The sequence below is a fragment of the Priestia sp. 10L35 genome (assembly GCF_056395685.1).
In genome coordinates this window covers 655,946-674,240 of sequence record NZ_JBFTKA010000003.1, presented here as the reverse complement: position 1 = coordinate 674,240, position 18,295 = coordinate 655,946, and the positions used below count along the sequence as shown (strand labels likewise).

The window sequence follows — 18,295 nt, the reverse complement described above, 5'->3', positions numbered from 1 at the left end:
ATGCACATTGAAAATCTACAAATTCAGTAAAGAACATGGCAAAAAAGTAGAAAAATATCAGTCGCATTTAGCCACTTACGTAAAAATGGCACGAACAAATGAAGCAGCTACGATCGGCTATATGTATATAGAAGGAGAAGGAACAGTAGGATATCACGAAGCGCCTATACCTCAGCTATTTATCGTAGTCGAAGGTGAAGGATGGGTAACAGGAGAGAATCAAAAACGAATACCCATTAAACGTGGAGAAGCAGTACTGTGGGAAAAAGGAGAGTGGCATACGTCGGGAAGTGAAACCGGCATGACAGCCATTGTCATTCAATCGGAGGAGCTACATCCTGAAACATTTATGGAAAGAAAAAAGCACGCTTAGATAAGTTGTCTAGGCGTGCCACTTTTCTATAGGACTTTAAATTTTTTAAGGGCAAACTCAATCCCGTCTTCACCCGATTTCTTCGTGACAAAATCAGCGGCGTTTTTTAACTTATCAGATCCGTTGCCCATCGCAATTCCAAGGCCGGCTAATTCTATCATATCGATGTCATTTTCTCCGTCTCCGAATGCGATAGCCTCGGACTGATCAATGTTAAAATAGTCTAAGACCTTCAGGATAGCTACCGATTTTGTAATTTCTTCTTGAAGAACACTTACGGTAAAAGGATGCCATCTTTTAAATAGTAAATGAGGAAATCGCTGTGCATACTGCCCAACGGTTTTGTCATCACCATACAGACACATTAAATAAATATCTTCATCATAAATACGCTCATTAATTTGAGGATAATCACTGAGCGATAATGTTTCCTTCAGGGCTTTTAAAATATTATCATCTTTAATTCCATTCATGCTGAGCTCTTTTGTATAAAATGAAAGACCGTGATTTTGCGAGGCTGCGTATTCAAAGACTTCGCGCGCGACGTGCTTGTCCATGGACAGCTTATGAATGACTTCTTCATTATGTACAGTAAACGATCCGTTTGCGGTAATAAGCGTATCTATGCCTAATTCTTTAATTTCTTCACAGAGAGACAAAGGTCTGCCTGTTGCGGCAACAACTTTTATTCCTTTATCTTTTAAGCTTTTTACAATCTCTCGAGTTTTGGTGGAAATAATCCCGTTTTCGTGATGAGTAAGAGTTCCGTCCACGTCAAAGAATACGATTTTATAGCTCATAGTAATCTCCTTGCTTAAACAGCTTTATCTCTTTTTACATTTACAAATAATAGCGCACAAATTAAAATAGCAGCTACATATAAAAACGCAGAAACAACCGGGTTATGTAAAAAAGCAGTATGATTGTATGAAGAGTCATACAAATAAAGAGCGGCTAGAAATAGAAAAGACAGTAGTTTCTTCATGTTGTCACCTCCTGGTTTTATTATACATATTTTTCTTGTATTTGTATGTAATCTTAATAAGAGTGATAGAATAATAGTATTTTACATAAGCAAAGAGAAAGCGAAGTGACCAATATGACGATACATCATTATATAGGTTCTCCTTATGAATTGCCTACAGGAAGCTTTGGCACAAAAGAAACGCGGGTGCCTTTATCCGAAGTTTCTCCTTTTAATCAAAATCAAAAGAAAGATAAGCTAATTACAATTTACGAGAAAGAAGAAGATGCGTACGGTATTAGTATCAATCACTTAACCGACGGGTACAGTGACATAGAGCACGCATTCACCTTGCCATATATCTACGAAGTATCTTGTGATGCACATTCTAAATCAATAAGAGAGTTGTTTACTTATATTGAAGAACACCTGATAGAGGGCTGTCACATTGAATTATATTCTTGCTTGGACGGTGATGAAGCGGAAGAAAAAGATTCAAGTCTAGATACGTTTATTAACTTAAAAACGCTTTATTTTGGAAAGCATTATAAATTAGATAAAAAGAAGTACATCTATGAATTAGGAGAAATGTTTACATTTGAAGATAAACAATTTGTAGTGGTGGTTAAGTGAGTTGGTTAGCCTGTAACTTTTGGGTAAGAATTACAGGCTAACCAGTTTAAGCAGACTGATATTTATAAAAAAGGCTTGATATATGGAAGGCTTAAACCGACGTAAATAACAAATGACATAAGCAAGTAGCAGCCGATAACACTTCTTCTAACTGGTTTAGAAGCTTTTTTTAGCCAGCCCCAATGCTTATCATCATGGTCAAAGATGAAGTAATCCAAAATGACGGATAACGTGATAATAGCAGCAATCATTAATAGGCCCATATGTATCCTCGCTTTCAGTTTATGAAGTAATTTCCTATTTATAACAATATACCTTGTTATCCAATTAATTACAAATAGATAAAAGTACTATGAATGGTTTATTGTAACTACTATATTATGGTAAAATTCACAGAGTATAGCATTATAGTATGATGATTTTTTTAAGAAAGATGTGAAGAAGTTGGACGTAGTAAAAGAAGTAAAGCTATTAAAATATCAAATGAGTTTGATGAAACATATGATTAACGCTGAGGAACATCCTTTTTTTATGTTTGCGATTGATCATGAGTTTGAAGAAAATCAAGTTCAGGCATTTTTAAAAATACTAGGTGTGTTTAGCTGCCGAATAAAAGGTGAAGATATTTCCGTCTGGTATCAAGATGATCAGCTGTTTTCTCCATTTAACCTTGCGTTAGATAAACTATATGTGTCAGAACAACCAACTGTAGAAGAATTAAAATTGGTTGTTGCTAAGATCTTTTATCAGGAATTTGAATTAGAGTATTTATTGTGCAGTTTAAAGAAGCAGTTTATTCAAACTGAAGTTTGCGATTTTTTCTTGCAGTGTTTAAAACCAGGCTCGAAATAAATGATTTAAGAATGTGTTTAAACGTGAACGTTTCAAAGGTAGGGGAGGTTAGTTGAAATGGCACGAGTTATCAATTTTTGGTCATTTATCTTTACACTACTGTGCGTTGTGTTCTTTTTCATCGCTTTTTATTATTCAGCATTATTGAATATAAATTTTTGTCTAGCAATTATTCTATTTTTTATCGGCATCGCAGGTTTCTTTGGAATAAACAATTGGGCATCGGCTCTAAGAAGTATTCTAACAGTGGTAATTAGTGCTGGGTTAATTCTAGTGACAGGATTTATTATCTTCATCGGCAATCTTTTTTCATAGTAGGTACATAAAAGGTACGAAAAAAGGTTCTCGTTTAGAGAACCTTTTGTAAGCATCCTGCAGAAATAATCAAAATCGTAAGCCCGCTCAAAATTACCTCTCATCCTTTGGTGTAGCTGCTCTGTTCCCGTATCTCTTTTCAATAATTTTATACGTAACTCCAGTTAAAACGGACAGGGTTAGCACCTTTCCTATAAGGTTAAGACCATAGTTATATTTTAACGTATAGAAGAGGGCTAAATCGTTAGCCCTCTTTTAAGTAAGCTTGTTAAGTGACCAGCTGTTTTATAACTCAGTTATTTACATTCAAAAGAATAGTCATTGGTAATTGGATTATGTATTTCTACCATGGCTTCTCCGCCGTTATCATAACATCTTGAGGTCAAAGTTTGTATCTCTGTACTATTAAAATAGCTAGAACAGTTAAGCAACACAGAGATTACTAGTAGTAAAGTAAGTAAAACAATTATGATTTCTTTTATTTTGGATTCAACGATAGGTTTAATTTTTTATTCTCCTTTGAAATTTACATTAAAAGCTATAGGTCTAGTAACAATGAGTCACAGTTAACGTTTGAATTTTAAGAGCTTGATCTTCGGATAATCGAAAATCAAGCTTTTATTCTTTCGTATAAAAGTTTCAATAATCCTATCTAAACCCCAATTTTCTTACCTGTTTTAATTTACCTGTTTTATTCATAGCCAACCGTCGTTCCCGCAAACATAAACGTAATAATCCCTAATACAAAGAACAGCTGAGAAATTACGCCTACTATACTGCAAATCAGCCCGGCAATTGCGAGTCCTTTACCGCCTTGATTGGAAGCAGCTATTTCGTTTGATGCTTTTTTATAGAGGATAATGCCGATAATACCTGTAATAAACCCGATGATTGGAATAAAAATGGATAGGATACCTAGAGTTAGAGAAACAATAGAGTTGGTGTTTACTTGAGGTTTTGTATTAGTTTCCAATAGTTTCACTCCCTATAAATGATATTTTTTGATTATAACATAAAAAGGAATAATATCCTTTTTACTAATAAAAATAGAAATTTTTAGAATTATATGTGTCCCGGTATATTGTCTATACGTCATTTCATCAACCGTATAATGACAGCTACAAAAAGAAACTTATTTTTTGACTCCTATAAGAAAATCGATTTTGCGGGCTACCTTAGATTATATCTGCTTCATAAAACATTTAACCTAAATTAAGGAAAATAAGATATAATAATCCACAAGGATGTGAAAAAATGGAATTGTTTATACCGGATGCTTTTCTGTATTTATCATTTGCGATTATGACGGCATTCTTTGTGCATGCTGCTATTAAATTAGCGCATCATCTTTTTTGTGGCTTGACTTAGGACATGCAGATCCGTATTTTATTCTTCCAATCGCGGCGGCAGTTGCTACGTACTTACAGTCAAAAGTTATACAAAGTGATGTAGAAGGAATGAATCAATCGCACGCAGTGTTATCTCAAATTCTTTCGCCCCTTATGGTGCTTTCATTTAGAATATTTTCACCGTCTGGTCTCGTTTTATACTGGATGACGGGCAGTTTGTTTATGATTTTTCAGTCTCTTGTATTAAAGAAGTTTTTTCAAGAAAAGGCAGTGTTTGAAGTGGAATAAAGAAACTAAGAGGTTGCTCCATTGGGATTAGCCTTTTAATGAAAGGAGGGGGTACAGTGAAGAAATACATCATTTCATTCGGCGTAACATTTGGCACAATAGCACTTTTGTTTTTTATCGGAAACACATTTCATATTTCGTTACTGTCAGTTCAGTGGATTTATGTAAATGAACCGGAAAATTTTCAAATGGAAGCAAAAGGCGGTTTAATACCGGTAGCCCTTGGACTTATTCTTGGTTTTATAACCGACTGCGTATTAAGTGAAAAAGAAAAAAAGCAGGGTCATCAATTATAGTGAAGAAAAAAGGATCTTATATAGCAGATCCTTTTTTTATTTGTGCTTTCAATAAGTGAATATAATAGTACAGGCAGATGTTGTCATACATATTACGGTCATCAAAAACAAACGAAGGGGCAGCAAACCTTTATGTTATCATCGACTTTTTCTAGTTTACTAGCTATAATTGGTATTAAATAGTCATTTTTGTAAATAAAAGGTGATTTCGTGTGCCGTCAAAATGGCTAAATCAGTTACTTTCTATGATTACACCTAACTACTAATAGAGAAAGTGAAGTGAGCAAATGACAAATCTTTTAGAAGTTAGAAACATGGCAAAATCGTTTGGCCAAAATGAGGTTTTAAAAGATGTTTCATTTCATGTACCTCCTGGATCGATTGTGGGATTTATTGGTGATAACGGAGCGGGGAAATCTACGACGTTTAAAGCAGTATTAGGATTAATTTCGAGAGATAGCGGAACTGTAGAAATATTTGGTGAAGACAATTTGAATACAGATGCCGCGATTAAAGAAGATATTGGAGTCGTGTTTGATGCGATTAATCTGCCGGTTTCTTTGACCATAAAACAGCTAAACAACGTTTTTAAGAAACTATTTAATTCTTGGAAAGAAGCTGATTTTTACCGGTTGATTCATTCTTTTTCACTGCCGGAAGATAAAAAAATACATACGTTTTCACGCGGCATGTCGATGAAATTATCTCTAACGGTAGCGCTGTCTCATCGTGCTAAATTATTGCTGTTAGATGAAGCGACAGGAGGATTGGATCCTTCGTCTAGAGAGCAAATACTAGATGAATTAAAAGCATTTGTCAGCGATGGAAACAGCGGAATATTGCTTTCGTCTCACATTATGAGCGATGTCGAAAAAATAGCGAGCCACCTTGTTGTGATTAAAAACGGTGAGGTTTTATTAAATGAAGAAAAAGAGAAAGTTTTTCAGGAGTATGCAATTGCTGTTATGAATGAAGAACAGCTGAACTTACTTCCAGAAGATGTAATAGTGGCAAAAAGAACGTATGATACGTCTATCCGCGTATTAGTATCAGATAAGCATCAGCTGCCAGATGAAACTATAACTGAACCGATGTCTATGGAAGAACTAAGCGTGCTTTTAACGAGGAGTGAAACGTAAATGAGAGGTCTATTGTTAACGAACTACTACCTCATTCACCGAAGCTTTTTGACGTACACAGCGCTTGCGATAGTTATTTCTGCGGTCATCTTTTATTTTGCGGATCCTTCATTTTACCGTATTATAGCGATGTTAATTATTTTATTAATGGCAATGCCAGCGCTTGAAGTGATCAAATTAGAAAGTAAGACCGGCTATGACAAATACGTGCTTACTCTTCCGATTAGTCGAAAAAATATGGTGCAAAGTCACTATGTTTTTTATTTTTTAATTGTCGTCAGCGGAACCATCCTATCCTATGGTGTTTTTTCAATGTATTCGCTTATTTCCCAGAGTGCAGTAGAGGATATAATAAATATCGTTTCGTTTGGTACATTTATCGTACTTTTCGCTGGTGCAATTGCTTATCCGCTTCTTTACCTATTCGGAGCAGAGAAATCTGACGGAATAGTACTTGGAGGGGGCATGGGAGGCCTTTTCGTTGCGATTGCTTTACAGGGAGCTGTTGGCTATTTCGTCGAGATATTAGCGGCATCAAGCTTACCGGTTGCTTCTTCTTTGTATGTTCCTATCTTATATACTCTTTTTGGGATGGTAATGTATATTGCTTCTTACTTTATTGCGCTGTCTATCTACCGGAAGAGAGAATTTTAGTATGAATTGATTTTGAAGTAAAGACTACGAAGCGTTCTTTAAGGCTATTTATCAACAAATAATTCAAACAAAAAAACAGCTAGAACATTTGATAAACTAAGCAAACAAGATCTCAAAAATATAACGGATATGATTGGTGATCAAGCTTAAGTAATAAGCACTTTTACAAAAGTTAATTGTGTCCTTTATGCACATGTATTATAGTAAAAGATGCAGTTTTAAAATGAGAAAGGAGATTATATGGGGAATTTGTTTAAACAGGCTTCAAACGTATCAAAAAACGCTTTTATTGCTACACTGATTTTGTATATCATTATTGTAGCATCTTTTATTCCGTCAATTGTATTTGCGGGAGCTTTCTTTGCTATAGTAATTAAAATAGCAGCAGCACTTTTAATCTTAGTAACAATCCTTGGAATGATTTATTCGCTCTTCATTAAAGGCGGTCAAAAATTTCTTTTTTTCCTGTTACATGCCGCTTCTTTATTTATTGTTTTGTTTAGTATCTCTGCTTTTATGCTCGCTAAAAGCGCTGAGTTGACATAGTGAAGAGGAATTACATATGCACAAAAGCAGGAGAAATCCTGCTTTTTTTATTTTCGTATGATTTCAAGAGGACTCGTAAGTTCTGGAGAGGCACTGTTGACTATTTGGCTAAACTTGTTTAAGAAGAATATAAGAAGGAAAAGGAAGGAAAAGAAGATGTGATAATTTGGAAATGATCATAACCTTGGAAGCTGGGGGTTTTTCTAACTTTATCCTGTTATAAAAGAGGAGAGATTAATACAATGAAATGGTACAAGCACGCGCTCATTCCTTTAGCTATAGGCTTTTTAAGCTTCGTATGTTTTATGATTTATAGTAAAGCAGTAGAAAATACGAGTTTTCAGCTGAACCAGGCGCTGTTTATTTCAATTGGTATATGTATTGGTGCAGTCCCAGTCTCATTTTTTGTAGAGCATCAAAAGAACAAAGAAAATAAAAAGTTTCATAGCTAAGTTGTTTACGGAATGGCCCCTAGTTCTTTATTTTGTTGGAAAAGGTGGCGTATTTTATATCTGTCTAGTCCTCATGAACTAACCTATTGATATGTTAGTATTAGATGAAACAACTTTTTTAGGTGTTAAAGTCTGTAATCTATGAAATTCATGTAACTAAGCATCCCATGGATTCGAATGTAATTAAATCAACGGGGATGGTCCTGGAGTTCACTCGTTAATTCTTCTACACTGTCAAATTATGTTGATGGAACTCTGCACACATCTCGGCTGAATACTATTAAAGAGCTGAAAAGCCACTAATTACTATCAGTGGCCTAGAGAAATCCTTATTATCGCTGTTCTGATTCAACCAAAATTTTAACTTGGTTTTTTTCCTTAATCAGGCTTTCGAATCCTTCTTCAATTACATCGTCTAGAGCTATCTTTTTCGTTACTAACTTTTCGGCTGAGAAGTATCCTTTTTGCATAAGAGATAATACCGCTGGGAACACGTTACGATAGCCAATGATTCCTTTAACAGTTCGTTCTTTCATTACAATATCATTTGGTAGAATTTCTGCTCCTTTTTCCCATATGCTAACGATAATAGTTTCTCCACCAATTCCTGTAGATTGGATTGCTTGACGTAATACAATAGGTACGCCTGTTACTTCAAAAGATACATCTACGCCACCGTCAGTTAATCTACCAATTTCAGCTACCGTATCTTCAACTTCAGCAGGATTGATGATGATTGCTCCTAATTCTTCTGCTTTCGCTTGTCTTTCTGGAGATAATTCAACTGCATAAATATCGGTTGCACCTGCTGCTTTCAACGCTTCAATGACAAGAAGTCCAATGGGGCCACATCCAAATACAGCAACTTTGTCTCCTGCTTTCACTTTACTTGAACGTACTGCATAAAGAGCTACTGCCGCTGGTTCTACTAGAGCACCTTGTTCAAAAGATAAATCATCTGGAAGTTTGAATAAAAGTTCTTCGTCTACAGCAACATATTCACTAAGACCTCCACCGCCTCCGGCTAAACCTAAGAATCCCATTTGTTCATCTAGGTTATAAGCACCTTGGTGTCCATGTGTAGCAAAGATTGGCTCAACTACCACACGATCACCCACTTTATAACGAGTTACACCTTCTCCAATCTCTACTACTTCACCTGAGAATTCATGTCCAAGCGTCACTGGAGCAACCTCATTAGTGAGAGGGTGCGGTCTATCAACTGGAATAAAGATGGGACCGCCTAAGTATTCATGCAAATCACTACCGCAAATTCCACACCATTTAACTTTCATTTTTACCTGACCAGCCTGTACAACCGGTTCATTTATTTCTTCAAGACGAATATCTTTTTGATTATGCCATCTTAGCGCCTTCATATACTACATCTCCTTGTGTCATTTCTTTTACTATACCTATAAGTATACAATCAGATATCCTTATGGTAAATTTAGTTAATATTAACGATTGTTAAGTAATACTTAACTAAAAGAAAAAGAGGGCATTATGAATATTGAACAGTTAAAACATATGGTGGAAATAGATAAAACGGGTTCACTAAAAGAAGCAGCTAATAATCTGCATATTACGTTACCTGCACTAAGCCAATCTATAAAAAATTTAGAGAAAGAACTAAATATAATGATTTTTCATCGTTCTAGAAGAGGATCTATTCCAACTGAAGAAGGTCATAGGTTAATTGAAAAGGCCAATTCTGCTTTATTGAAAATTCAAGAATTTATGGATGAAGCAGAAGCGTATACAAATACAATGAATGGTGAAATAAAGATTGCAACCTACCCAGGACCAATGGAGATTCTCGTTCACTTAATAACAGAAATTAAAAGAGAATATCCGAACATAAAGGCTTCTGTCTATGAAAATAGCACCGAGTATATTATAGATAAAGTTCTAGAGGGGGAGGTAGATGTAGGTTTTATTACTTATACAGAAAAAGAAGAAACAAAGTATCGGAACTTGGTATTTAAAAAGTTATTAGATGGCCATATGGTAGCAGCAGTAAATAAGAAGTCGCCATTAGCCAAACAAACACTCATTACTGAAGAGATGTTGCTCAACCAGCCAATTGTTTTATATAACGATAAATATATTCAGGAATTTATGAAAGGTTTTAGTTCATTACCATTTGATATCTTGTTTACTACCAATAATGTAGATACAATTCGTAATACATTGGAAAATAATACGGCAATAAATATAGGATTTGACTACGCATTTAAAACAGATGCCGGCTTATCTAGAAGTGATCAATATGTAGTCGTTAACTTTGCTCCTCCGCATTACAAAACTTATTCTTTTGGCTACTTTTATAACGCTAATAATGGTCTTTCTAGAATAATAAGAGAATTCTTAAAGCGGATTCATAGAACTATAGTAAATAACGAATTATAAAGAATGAAGGTTAAAAAAGAATTATTTCAGAGAGAGGGAAATGTGTGAAACGTCATTTAACCTTAATTTTATCGTTATGTAGTAGTTTACTTGTTTTTTTATTGTCACTGTTTCAATGGGATTTAGATGATCGGATAGGGAAATACGTAAGTCCGTATATATGGTTATTCTTTGTCATTCCTTTCTTTTTACTACTAACGCTGTGGACAGGAATTTATCTGTTTAGCAGTAGAAAGTGGCTGCCTTTAGTCATTCAAGTGATAACCGTTGTGCTGTGGTTCTTCATTCCGTTTGAGCAGCTTAATTTAGACATAAACTTTAAACTCCATCAGCAGAAGAGAGAAGAAGTGGCAGCTAAAATACAAAAAGGTATCCTGAAACCGGATGAAGCCAACTACCCATCGTTCAATTTTTTACCCAATGAACCCGACCTCTCATCTCTAGTTGATTTACCGAAAGAGTACGTGAGCGTATCTAGAGGTCGAGATGAGGTCGCAGTAGAAACCAAAGGAGAGGCAACCTCCGTACTTTTCTTTACAAATCTTGGGCTCTTCGGCCATTTCTCAGGTTTTGTGTATGACCCAAACAACCGTAAACCTTCATCAGGCGATTTTGGTCTGAAGTTTGATGAAATAGAAAAGATACACAAGAACTGGTATTATATATCTTTTTAGGATTCCGACAACGTGTTTTATAGTAACTATGATATGTCAACACTAAACGAGACAACTTTTTTAAAGTGTTCAAGTTTGTGATCAATACGACTTATGCAACCAAGCGCCCTATGGATTCGAATATAGTTAAACCAATGGAGGTAGCGCTGTCGTCTATTCGACCTTAAAAATTCTCCCCAACTAAGTACAGTCTAGCCACATCGACTCTATAGCTACTATAGGGTCTAACTGTCTTGGCTGATATATAGAAATATAGGTTTCACCTAATTCCATCTAAAAAATAACTAAAAGAATAAATAACGCAAATTTTTAAGAAAATTTTAATAACTCGCTAAGAAACTTCTAATTTCCTCTTTATTTTTTTGTAAGTTGTCTCCTTTAAAATAAAAGTAATCGAGTAGCCCACCTTATTTTGAATGGTTGAAAGCTCAATAAGGTTGTATGACGAAAATACGAATGGGTAACCTCACTACTTAAAATGGAGGCTGATGTACACTTATGAATCTAGAGGTTTTTCGAAATTACTCCTTGCAGCATTTGAAGAAAGATATACTATCGGGTATTGTTGTTGGTATTATAGCTATACCTTTAGGGTTAGGATTTGCGATAGCTTCTGGAATATCGCCTGTTACAGGACTTTATACAACGATTGTAGCGGGCTTGCTAATTGCTATTTTAGGTGGATGTAGGTTTCAAATCGCGGGACCTACCGGTGCGTTTGTTCCTGTTTTATTAGGGATTGTGTTGCAATATGGCTATGAAAACTTATTAATTGCCGGCTTTATGTCCGGAATTCTCCTCATTATCTTTGCGCTATGTAAAGTAGGAGCTTTAATCAAGTATTTTCCGTCCTCTATTATTGTAGGATTTCAGTCGGGAATTGCGCTGATTATCTTTAGCGGGCAGATACCAAACTTCCTTGGGTTGCACGCGATTGACAAATTTCAGTTTTTTCATTTGAATATAAAAGAGATCTTTGGTAATTTACACTTCATCAACATCTATAGTATCGCTACAGCAGGATTGTGCTTAGCTACGATTTTAATTGTTCTTTACTTTTCACCTAAGTCGCTGGGAATGTCTTATTTACTTGGAATTATTGTATCAACGGGCTTGGCATCTTTTTTCTTTGCAAATCAGTTTGAAACCATTGGTTCCATTTACGGAGAGATACCTCGTCATTTCCCGGCGCCAGCGTTTCCAGATATAACAGTGGAGAGGGTGGTCACTCTTTTACCTTCTGCATTTGTCATTGCTATACTTGTAGGGTTACAATCTTTACTGACAGCTCGCGTTGCAGATGAAATGACAAAATCAAAGCACAGCAGCAAAAAAGAACTGATTGGCCAGGGAATCGTAAACATGGTAACGCCGATGTTTTCAGGTATTCCCGCAGCAGGAGAAATTGCAAGAACGGTTACCAATATTAAAAACGGCGCTTCCTCTCCAATTGCAGGAATCACGCACGCTATCTTTGTGTTGATTGTGCTGCTAGTGCTCGCTCCGTACGCTTCATACGTGGCGCTTGCCAGTCTCGCTCCAGTTTTGATGGTCGTAGCGTGGAATATAAGTAAAAAAGAACAGTTTGCAAAAGTGATAAAAGAAAGATCATTTCATTCGCTGGTTTTACTCACGACTTTTTTGTTAACGGTATTTACAAATTTGACAGTAGGAATAGCCGTTGGATTATGCCTGTGTGGTGTACACTTTATGGTGAAAAAGAGTCAAGAAAAACAAAAGCTATTAAGAAAAACTGGTTAATGTAAGCATATAAAATAATACGCGTAAAAACCCCCGCTGTAGGCTTAGACAGTGGGGGTTTTAGTAGTAATGAAAAAGACTATCTCAATTACTTTCCTTCAAACCAACAGCGGGCGTTATCAAAAAGCATGTGCTGAATCTGCTGTTCGGTTACGCCTTTTCTTTTTAATTCCGGCACCACTTCTTCTAACACAAAGCTCATTGACCATTTTGGAAAACGTTCTTCAATTACGCCTTCTGGAAACCAGTCCATTGTACAGCAGTAGTCTTGTGATAGAAACATGCGGTTTGAGTATCCTTGTTTGGCTAACTCAATGACCGTGTTATTTCTATTTTCAGTTGAACATTCTCTTGTCAAACCGTAGCGGTCCATTCCAATAAAAGCCCCTTGATTTAAAATGTTTGAAATATATTCAAGGTTATCCGTATCTCCCGTATGTCCAATCAGAATTTGATTCGGATTAGCGCCTTCATCCAGTAAGATATCAAGCTGCTTTAAGCTTGTGCCGCTTGCAGGGTGTGAATGGGTCATAATCGGCACGCCCGTTTTTTTATGAGCGCGTGCCACGGCACGCATTACTTTTTCTACATCGGCCGTTACGCCAGGTGCATCTGTAGCGCATTTTAGAAAGCCTGCTTTAATCGACGTGTTTTGAATGCCGACTTCGATATCTCGAACAAACAGATCTGCCATATAGTCAATGCTGTGAGTTTGAAAATGGGTAGGGATGTAGTTATACGTATAAATTCCCGTAGCTGCGATGATTTGAGTGTCCGTTTCACGGGCAATTTTTTCAATAAAACGAATATCTCGCCCTTGTTCCATCACCGTAGGATCACAGATGGTTTTGACTCCGAGCTTCTTTGCGCGATTTACTTGTTCGACTGCTTTTGCGATTTCTTGTTTTTCATTATATAAATGAGGAAACTGTGCGTGAACAGATTCAGAACGAACACGCATATGCTCATGGATTAACGTTAGCCCTAGTTCTGACGCGTTGACTGGGCCTGTTACAGAATTGATAAATGTCATAGTATGATTCCTTTCATAATCTACCTGTAAATCAAACAGTGGATGACCAGGTACATTTTTAATTTAATCTGTTTTATTTTTATATATAGACTACCGTTATAAAAAACACATATTGTATTATACAACATATTTATTGTCTTACACAACAGGCGGTACTTTTACTCCCTATGACAAAAAATCCTTCTTTCCAAGCAGAAAGAAGGACCATTCATATTGATGATTACCCAGCATTTACGCTGTAATTATCACCGTTTAATTTACGAAATTTTAGATAGCTGCCAACTCTCCAAATAACAATATATATAAAGGCTAGCGTCATCGTTAAGACCGCGAAGTCTATCGAATCTAACCCTTTAAAGTACTGGCTCAAAGCCATTCTTATGAAGATAATAGCAATAATCACATATTTAAAATTTTTATTTGGCTTTGAGTAAATGAAGCCGTCTTCTCTTACTTCATAGTCCGTTTGGCTAAGCATAATAAGTCCAAATATAACACCTAATACACCAGCAATCAGCATTTCCCAGTAGGGTGGTAAGTGAAAGGGCTGGCCCGGTATGTGCATCAGCTGACTTAGACTAAGTGAAAATGCAATCAATATGAAAAAAATAGGTGCTAATATACCAAGTCCATTCTTTTTAATGGGCTTATTTTTCTTTTTCATCTTTCTCCAAATAATGAGTCCAATAAGAGCCATAACAAATATATAAATAAGCAGCATTTCCATCGTTATTTTGCCTCCTTTTTTATTTCTACGTTCGTACAATCCACTATTTAGTATAAACAATAAAAGGATAGAGATAAAAGTGCATTCTTTCATTTTTTACACATGAGAATTCTCACTATTTTTTATTACCGTCGCTTCAGGCTTTGGTATACGCCTTATTAACTGTTTCTTTCTTTTTTACCACAATATGTTAGAATTGTAGGAAACGAGAAAACGTAGTGCAATCAGATTCTGTTTACACGCTGCTACAGTCATAGAGGTGAATGAGTTGAGGTTAGGAAATCAGCTAGAAAAATTAAGAGAAGAACAAAAGATGTCTCAGGAAGAGGTTGCTAAGCAAGTGGGGGTATCTGTACAAAACATACATAAGTGGGAAAATAATCAGAGCTATCCTGAGATCCAGCATCTTTTAAAGTTAGGGGACATCTATGGAACAACCATTGATGAATTTATTAAAAGTGATGTTGCATTACAAAGCAGAATAAATATTCGGGAAGAAGAAAAAGAAGACGACGATGAACTGCTTCACCCAGGTTTTTATATCGGAATAGGCATCATGTTTCTTGGTACTTTTCTTAGCCTGATTATCGGCAATCTTACAATCACGATGGTAACCAACATGGCTGGAATGCTAATTGCTTGTTTTTATAAAGGTATCTTAAAACTTTTGCGAGATATCAAAAAGGACTTTTACGAACAAGGGTAAAAGAACAAGCTGCGTAAGCTATCCTATGAAATAGTAGAAAAATAATGAGGTGTACTAGGTGAAAGAGTTAAATTTAAATTTTATGACCATATCTTTTTTATGTTTAGTAAGCTATTACTTATTTCGAGTGGGAGGATACGCTTTAGCCAGCAGATATATACACAAAACGCCTGAAGGAAGTGTTTCCAATTGGGTACTTAGTGTACTTGTTAGAGGCGGTAAAAAAATGGAGTTCAGTGATTATGTCACGTGGGCAGGGTTTTGTGTATTTTTGTACCTTGTGTAGTTACATTAAAAAAGTAAGGAACTACCTTCTTATTTTAAAAGGAAAAAGCGTTGCTTCACATGGCCTTTGAGCTCAAATGATAAAAGGATGAAAACATATAAAATCCTTAAAACGAATAGTATAGGTTATCAATGAAGCCTAAAGCAGAAAGGTGGCGTAGTGATGATCAAGTCAAAGCTTTTGTGGAAAGTTATTGGCCTAGAAATCTTAGTTATCTTTTGGTTTGTGGTAAACGGTGCATACGTGAGCATGACGCATCCTGCTACACATTATCTTCAGTTTTTAGGAATCGTCCCTTTGGCGATTGGAATAGCATTTTATCTAACAAAAACAAAAAAGTGGCCGCATTTTTTCTCCTTTCAACAAAACATGTCGTTTAGAACGAGAATCCTGTTTCTTTCTCCGCTTCTTTTGTATTTGCTTATTATCCTCATTGGCAACAAAGGTGTACACGGAAGTTCCATTGCTGATCTTGTTCTTATTTTGCTTACCCAAACTCTAGTCATAGCATTTGTAGAAGAGATGGTATTTAGAGGATTTATCCTTAATCTGCTGTCAGCAAAAAGCTATAAAGTGGCGGTTCTTCTATCATCGTTTCTATTTGCCTTTACGCACAGTTTGAATATACTAAGCGGTCAATCGGTAGCAAATACAATTTTTCAAATTTTATTTGCATTTGTTATTGGGTTGGTGCTGGCTTTGCTGATCGTTAACGGTCAATCGATTGGAATTACGATTGCATTCCACGGCTTAAATAATTTTCTCCAGTTTACAAGCCCTGTCGACGCTAACGATTCTTTCCTTGTTAATTACGCGCTGCTTCTATTTTTAAGCGGATATGCCTTTTATTTATGGAATCGAAAATCTACTTTATCAGTTTCTCAACATCAGATTAGTAGCTAATCAAAAGAGACTGTAACAACAGTATTTTAGTTAAAGAAAAATCTGAACGATGAATGGAGATTCTTTATGGAGAATCAAACTCGTTCGGATTTTTTGTTGTTGTGATGAACGTAGGTTTCGTTTATGTGGGTAGGTGCTTCTAGTGATTGATTGGAGGGCAAGGCGAAGCCTTGCACGGAAATCAACAGCGGTGTAGCAAGTGACCTATACTAGCTCCTTTCTCCAATTTGCTCGCCTGTAGATTGAATTGCTTTAGTTGTGTCTCACTCTCTTTTTAGAGTTCCGAAGCAGGTATTAATCTCTCCAAAACTGAATAACTCTTATGACTAATAATGCTGCTAAATTTAATTGGTTGAGATCTTATTAAACGCAAAAGGGGAGAAAGATATGTTTGAAGAAAAGGTAGGTATTATTACGGGTGGAACGTCGGGGATTGGTTTAGCAACAGCGGAATTACTCGCAAAAGAGGGCATGCATGTTGTGATCGCTTCTAGAAATAGTGAAAAAGGAGAAGAAGCTCTTTCTGGATTAAGAAAGTGGTCTCCTCGATCTCTTTTTATCAAAACCGATGTAACGAATAGTCAAGATGTTAAAAACCTTGTTAGCCAAACATACTCTACATTTGGAAAAATTGACGTGGGCTTTAACAATGCGGCTAACACTGAGGCTTCCTCTAGTGCTACACATGAATTCAAAGAAGAGGACTTTAATCATTTAATTAACGTTACGTTAAAAAGTGTATGGCTTTGTATGAAGTATCAGCTGCAGGTAATGACCAAACAAAACAGCGGTGTAATTGTAAATACATCATCAATGGACGCGATTTTATGCTCAGCGGGGACTGGCGTATATGCGGCTGGAAAAAGCGGTGTGATCGCTTTAACGAAGTCAGTTGCTCAAGAATATGGCCATCAACATATAAGAATTAACTCTTTTTGCCCAGGCGCATTTCGTACGCCTATGTTAGAAGAAAAATTTTCAAATCTATCTTCAGGTGAAAAAGCAAAGCTCAATGAATCCTATCAAAAGCTAAACGCGCTAGGCAGAATTGGTGAGCCGCTTGAAGCGGCAAAAGCAGTAAAGTGGCTTCTTTCGGATGACGCATCTTTTGTTACGGGTCAAAATATTATTGTAGATGGTGGAATTGGGTTTAGGTTTGAGTAAGATTAATGAAATAAAAAGGTATTTAAGGGGGTGTTTATGTCTTTTATTCTAACTAATTGTATGGCCATTAGTATCGTATTTACGGTCTTCCTTTTTATAAGTATTGCGTTTAACAAAAGAATAGTTGCCCTTGTTATTTCCTTTGTTACGGTGTTGTTCGGTTTATTTTTACTTCTTTACGCTTTTGCCAAAATAAGCGGATTTGATGCTTTAGACATTCAAATAAAAGGTTTGATGATTATCGGAGAAGGTTTGATCTTACTCGTTATTACAAGTGCATTCATCTCCGTCCAAGAGGCAAAAAAGAAAACGCTGTAAAGCCAGAAATAAAATAGCTGCTAAAGGCGGTGATGAAATGGCAATTGGAGTTGCGTTAACGGTTTTAGTAGTAGGTCTGATGTTTGCAAGCGGACTAAGCCAAGGGAAAGGAGCTAAAAGAAAATATATAGTGTGGGGAACAACAACCATATTGATCATAGCTCCGTTCTTTTCATGGGTCGTTTCGATTTTGTTTGCGATTAGCCAGGAAGAAGGTTTTGCGGGAGTTGCATTAATGATGTTATTGTTTCCGTTTTTCTTTTTAATAGGACTTGTTACGCTGTTAATAGGAATCTTTAAGAAAGAAAGTATGAATAAATCTGTTTAGGAACAGGGAGAGAACTATCAAAAGTTCATATCCGCAGATGAGGTAATGATGGGTAAATCTAAAAAAGTAATATAAACAAAGTGGAAAGAAGCCTAAAAACCCTACTATAACAGGGGTTTTTA

Annotated in this window: 26 protein-coding genes; 19 read left to right on the top strand and 7 right to left on the bottom strand. The window is 36.0% G+C overall.

Translation table 11 applies throughout. From position 1 onward, the window contains the following. The first annotated feature begins 7 nt into the window (after positions 1–7). Positions 8–373, top strand: coding sequence for a cupin domain-containing protein (locus AC1DEF_RS14760; RefSeq protein ID WP_097822894.1), 366 nt, complete (start codon positions 8–10; stop codon positions 371–373). A 26-nt stretch (positions 374–399) separates the two neighbouring features. Here the strand turns inward: AC1DEF_RS14760 and AC1DEF_RS14755 are convergent, their stop codons facing one another. Beyond that, positions 400–1,173: a Cof-type HAD-IIB family hydrolase gene (locus AC1DEF_RS14755; protein WP_097822893.1), complete on the bottom strand. Its 774-nt coding sequence runs from the start codon at positions 1,171–1,173 to the stop codon at positions 400–402. A gap of 14 nt (positions 1,174–1,187) precedes the next feature. Then, entirely contained in the window at positions 1,188–1,358 is a 171-nt protein-coding gene (locus AC1DEF_RS14750; protein WP_176521195.1) for a hypothetical protein, read from the bottom strand. Positions 1,359–1,472: 114 nt separating this feature from the next. Here AC1DEF_RS14750 and AC1DEF_RS14745 point away from each other — a divergent pair, with 114 nt between their 5' ends. Further along, entirely contained in the window at positions 1,473–1,970 is a 498-nt protein-coding gene (locus AC1DEF_RS14745) for a hypothetical protein (RefSeq protein WP_097823073.1), read from the top strand. A gap of 62 nt (positions 1,971–2,032) precedes the next feature. On the opposite strand, the gene AC1DEF_RS14740 is transcribed toward AC1DEF_RS14745, so the two are convergent. Next, positions 2,033–2,233 (bottom strand): hypothetical protein, encoded by a 201-nt coding sequence (locus tag AC1DEF_RS14740; RefSeq protein WP_043981248.1) that lies wholly within the window; start codon positions 2,231–2,233, stop codon positions 2,033–2,035. A 181-nt stretch (positions 2,234–2,414) separates the two neighbouring features. Here AC1DEF_RS14740 and AC1DEF_RS14735 point away from each other — a divergent pair, with 181 nt between their 5' ends. Both AC1DEF_RS14735 and AC1DEF_RS14730 read left to right on the top strand, forming a co-directional pair. After that, positions 2,415–2,822, top strand: coding sequence for a DUF1878 family protein (locus AC1DEF_RS14735; protein WP_097822892.1), 408 nt, complete (start codon positions 2,415–2,417; stop codon positions 2,820–2,822). Positions 2,823–2,879: 57 nt separating this feature from the next. Beyond that, positions 2,880–3,137 (top strand): hypothetical protein, encoded by a 258-nt coding sequence (locus AC1DEF_RS14730; RefSeq protein ID WP_097822891.1) that lies wholly within the window; start codon positions 2,880–2,882, stop codon positions 3,135–3,137. Positions 3,138–3,828: 691 nt separating this feature from the next. Here the strand turns inward: AC1DEF_RS14730 and AC1DEF_RS14725 are convergent. Beyond that, positions 3,829–4,110, bottom strand: a complete 282-nt coding sequence (locus tag AC1DEF_RS14725) for a DUF4190 domain-containing protein (RefSeq protein ID WP_097822890.1) — start codon at positions 4,108–4,110, stop codon at positions 3,829–3,831. 379 nt (positions 4,111–4,489) lie between these two features. Between AC1DEF_RS14725 and AC1DEF_RS14720 the strand changes: the two genes are divergently transcribed. The 6 genes from AC1DEF_RS14720 (at position 4,490) to AC1DEF_RS14695 (ending at position 7,861) form a co-directional block, all read left to right on the top strand. Next, on the top strand, positions 4,490–4,774 hold the full coding sequence (locus tag AC1DEF_RS14720; RefSeq protein WP_176521194.1) for a YidC/Oxa1 family membrane protein insertase: 285 nt from the start codon (positions 4,490–4,492) through the stop codon (positions 4,772–4,774). A gap of 56 nt (positions 4,775–4,830) precedes the next feature. Next, positions 4,831–5,070 (top strand): hypothetical protein, encoded by a 240-nt coding sequence (locus AC1DEF_RS14715; RefSeq protein ID WP_043981257.1) that lies wholly within the window; start codon positions 4,831–4,833, stop codon positions 5,068–5,070. A gap of 287 nt (positions 5,071–5,357) precedes the next feature. Then, the gene (locus AC1DEF_RS14710; RefSeq protein WP_477727423.1) at positions 5,358–6,209 is read left to right on the top strand and encodes an ABC transporter ATP-binding protein; all 852 of its coding nucleotides are present in this window, start codon (positions 5,358–5,360) and stop codon (positions 6,207–6,209) included. Beyond that, positions 6,210–6,863, top strand: coding sequence for an ABC-2 transporter permease (locus AC1DEF_RS14705; RefSeq protein ID WP_477727422.1), 654 nt, complete (start codon positions 6,210–6,212; stop codon positions 6,861–6,863). Positions 6,864–7,103: 240 nt separating this feature from the next. Further along, positions 7,104–7,409: a hypothetical protein gene (locus tag AC1DEF_RS14700; RefSeq protein ID WP_097822886.1), complete on the top strand. Its 306-nt coding sequence runs from the start codon at positions 7,104–7,106 to the stop codon at positions 7,407–7,409. 242 nt (positions 7,410–7,651) lie between these two features. Then, positions 7,652–7,861: a hypothetical protein gene (locus tag AC1DEF_RS14695; RefSeq protein ID WP_097822885.1), complete on the top strand. Its 210-nt coding sequence runs from the start codon at positions 7,652–7,654 to the stop codon at positions 7,859–7,861. A gap of 332 nt (positions 7,862–8,193) precedes the next feature. On the opposite strand, the gene AC1DEF_RS14690 is transcribed toward AC1DEF_RS14695, so the two are convergent. Beyond that, positions 8,194–9,240, bottom strand: a complete 1,047-nt coding sequence (locus AC1DEF_RS14690; protein WP_097822884.1) for a 2,3-butanediol dehydrogenase — start codon at positions 9,238–9,240, stop codon at positions 8,194–8,196. Positions 9,241–9,367: 127 nt separating this feature from the next. Here AC1DEF_RS14690 and AC1DEF_RS14685 point away from each other — a divergent pair, with 127 nt between their 5' ends. From AC1DEF_RS14685 to AC1DEF_RS14675, 3 genes are all read left to right on the top strand, one after another. Next, positions 9,368–10,273 (top strand): LysR family transcriptional regulator, encoded by a 906-nt coding sequence (locus tag AC1DEF_RS14685; protein ID WP_028409434.1) that lies wholly within the window; start codon positions 9,368–9,370, stop codon positions 10,271–10,273. A 44-nt stretch (positions 10,274–10,317) separates the two neighbouring features. After that, positions 10,318–10,947, top strand: coding sequence for a hypothetical protein (locus AC1DEF_RS14680; protein ID WP_165574883.1), 630 nt, complete (start codon positions 10,318–10,320; stop codon positions 10,945–10,947). A gap of 537 nt (positions 10,948–11,484) precedes the next feature. Then, on the top strand, positions 11,485–12,708 hold the full coding sequence (locus tag AC1DEF_RS14675; protein ID WP_477727421.1) for a SulP family inorganic anion transporter: 1,224 nt from the start codon (positions 11,485–11,487) through the stop codon (positions 12,706–12,708). Between the two features lie 88 nt (positions 12,709–12,796). Here AC1DEF_RS14675 and AC1DEF_RS14670 read toward each other — a convergent pair whose 3' ends face one another. Both AC1DEF_RS14670 and AC1DEF_RS14665 read right to left on the bottom strand, forming a co-directional pair. Then, the gene (locus AC1DEF_RS14670) at positions 12,797–13,741 is read right to left on the bottom strand and encodes a phosphotriesterase family protein (RefSeq protein ID WP_477727420.1); all 945 of its coding nucleotides are present in this window, start codon (positions 13,739–13,741) and stop codon (positions 12,797–12,799) included. Positions 13,742–13,961: 220 nt separating this feature from the next. Then, entirely contained in the window at positions 13,962–14,468 is a 507-nt protein-coding gene (locus AC1DEF_RS14665) for a CcdC protein domain-containing protein (RefSeq protein ID WP_043981270.1), read from the bottom strand. Between the two features lie 259 nt (positions 14,469–14,727). On the opposite strand from AC1DEF_RS14665, the gene AC1DEF_RS14660 reads away from it, so the two are divergent. From AC1DEF_RS14660 to AC1DEF_RS14635, 6 genes are all read left to right on the top strand, one after another. After that, positions 14,728–15,174 carry a helix-turn-helix domain-containing protein gene (locus AC1DEF_RS14660; protein WP_477727419.1) on the top strand — a complete coding sequence of 149 codons (447 nt, stop codon included), beginning with the start codon at positions 14,728–14,730 and terminating at the stop codon, positions 15,172–15,174. 58 nt (positions 15,175–15,232) lie between these two features. Then, on the top strand, positions 15,233–15,460 hold the full coding sequence (locus AC1DEF_RS14655) for a hypothetical protein (RefSeq protein WP_097822879.1): 228 nt from the start codon (positions 15,233–15,235) through the stop codon (positions 15,458–15,460). A gap of 162 nt (positions 15,461–15,622) precedes the next feature. Next, positions 15,623–16,363 (top strand): CPBP family intramembrane glutamic endopeptidase, encoded by a 741-nt coding sequence (locus tag AC1DEF_RS14650; protein WP_097822878.1) that lies wholly within the window; start codon positions 15,623–15,625, stop codon positions 16,361–16,363. A 387-nt stretch (positions 16,364–16,750) separates the two neighbouring features. After that, entirely contained in the window at positions 16,751–17,527 is a 777-nt protein-coding gene (locus AC1DEF_RS14645; RefSeq protein ID WP_097822877.1) for an SDR family NAD(P)-dependent oxidoreductase, read from the top strand. A gap of 36 nt (positions 17,528–17,563) precedes the next feature. Further along, a complete protein-coding gene (locus tag AC1DEF_RS14640) occupies positions 17,564–17,845 on the top strand; it encodes a hypothetical protein (RefSeq protein ID WP_097822876.1) in 282 nt (93 codons plus the stop codon). Positions 17,846–17,882: 37 nt separating this feature from the next. Beyond that, positions 17,883–18,173, top strand: a complete 291-nt coding sequence (locus tag AC1DEF_RS14635; protein ID WP_097822875.1) for a hypothetical protein — start codon at positions 17,883–17,885, stop codon at positions 18,171–18,173. Positions 18,174–18,295: the final 122 nt, after the last annotated feature.

Bases quoted from the DNA above. Each gene is read 5' to 3' on its own strand.
- AC1DEF_RS14755 (WP_097822893.1), bottom strand. From the start codon at position 1,173: ATGAGCTATAAAATCGTATTCTTTGACGTGGACGGAACTCTTACTCAT.
- AC1DEF_RS14750 (WP_176521195.1), bottom strand. From the start codon at position 1,358: ATGAAGAAACTACTGTCTTTTCTATTTCTAGCCGCTCTTTATTTGTAT.
- AC1DEF_RS14745 (WP_097823073.1), top strand. From the start codon at position 1,473: ATGACGATACATCATTATATAGGTTCTCCTTATGAATTGCCTACAGGA.
- AC1DEF_RS14740 (WP_043981248.1), bottom strand. From the start codon at position 2,233: ATGGGCCTATTAATGATTGCTGCTATTATCACGTTATCCGTCATTTTG.
- AC1DEF_RS14730 (WP_097822891.1), top strand. From the start codon at position 2,880: ATGGCACGAGTTATCAATTTTTGGTCATTTATCTTTACACTACTGTGC.
- AC1DEF_RS14710 (WP_477727423.1), top strand. From the start codon at position 5,358: ATGACAAATCTTTTAGAAGTTAGAAACATGGCAAAATCGTTTGGCCAA.
- AC1DEF_RS14705 (WP_477727422.1), top strand. From the start codon at position 6,210: ATGAGAGGTCTATTGTTAACGAACTACTACCTCATTCACCGAAGCTTT.
- AC1DEF_RS14700 (WP_097822886.1), top strand. From the start codon at position 7,104: ATGGGGAATTTGTTTAAACAGGCTTCAAACGTATCAAAAAACGCTTTT.
- AC1DEF_RS14695 (WP_097822885.1), top strand. From the start codon at position 7,652: ATGAAATGGTACAAGCACGCGCTCATTCCTTTAGCTATAGGCTTTTTA.
- AC1DEF_RS14690 (WP_097822884.1), bottom strand. From the start codon at position 9,240: ATGAAGGCGCTAAGATGGCATAATCAAAAAGATATTCGTCTTGAAGAA.
- AC1DEF_RS14685 (WP_028409434.1), top strand. From the start codon at position 9,368: ATGAATATTGAACAGTTAAAACATATGGTGGAAATAGATAAAACGGGT.
- AC1DEF_RS14670 (WP_477727420.1), bottom strand. From the start codon at position 13,741: ATGACATTTATCAATTCTGTAACAGGCCCAGTCAACGCGTCAGAACTA.
- AC1DEF_RS14665 (WP_043981270.1), bottom strand. From the start codon at position 14,468: ATGGAAATGCTGCTTATTTATATATTTGTTATGGCTCTTATTGGACTC.
- AC1DEF_RS14650 (WP_097822878.1), top strand. From the start codon at position 15,623: ATGATCAAGTCAAAGCTTTTGTGGAAAGTTATTGGCCTAGAAATCTTA.
- AC1DEF_RS14645 (WP_097822877.1), top strand. From the start codon at position 16,751: ATGTTTGAAGAAAAGGTAGGTATTATTACGGGTGGAACGTCGGGGATT.
- AC1DEF_RS14640 (WP_097822876.1), top strand. From the start codon at position 17,564: ATGTCTTTTATTCTAACTAATTGTATGGCCATTAGTATCGTATTTACG.
- AC1DEF_RS14635 (WP_097822875.1), top strand. From the start codon at position 17,883: ATGGCAATTGGAGTTGCGTTAACGGTTTTAGTAGTAGGTCTGATGTTT.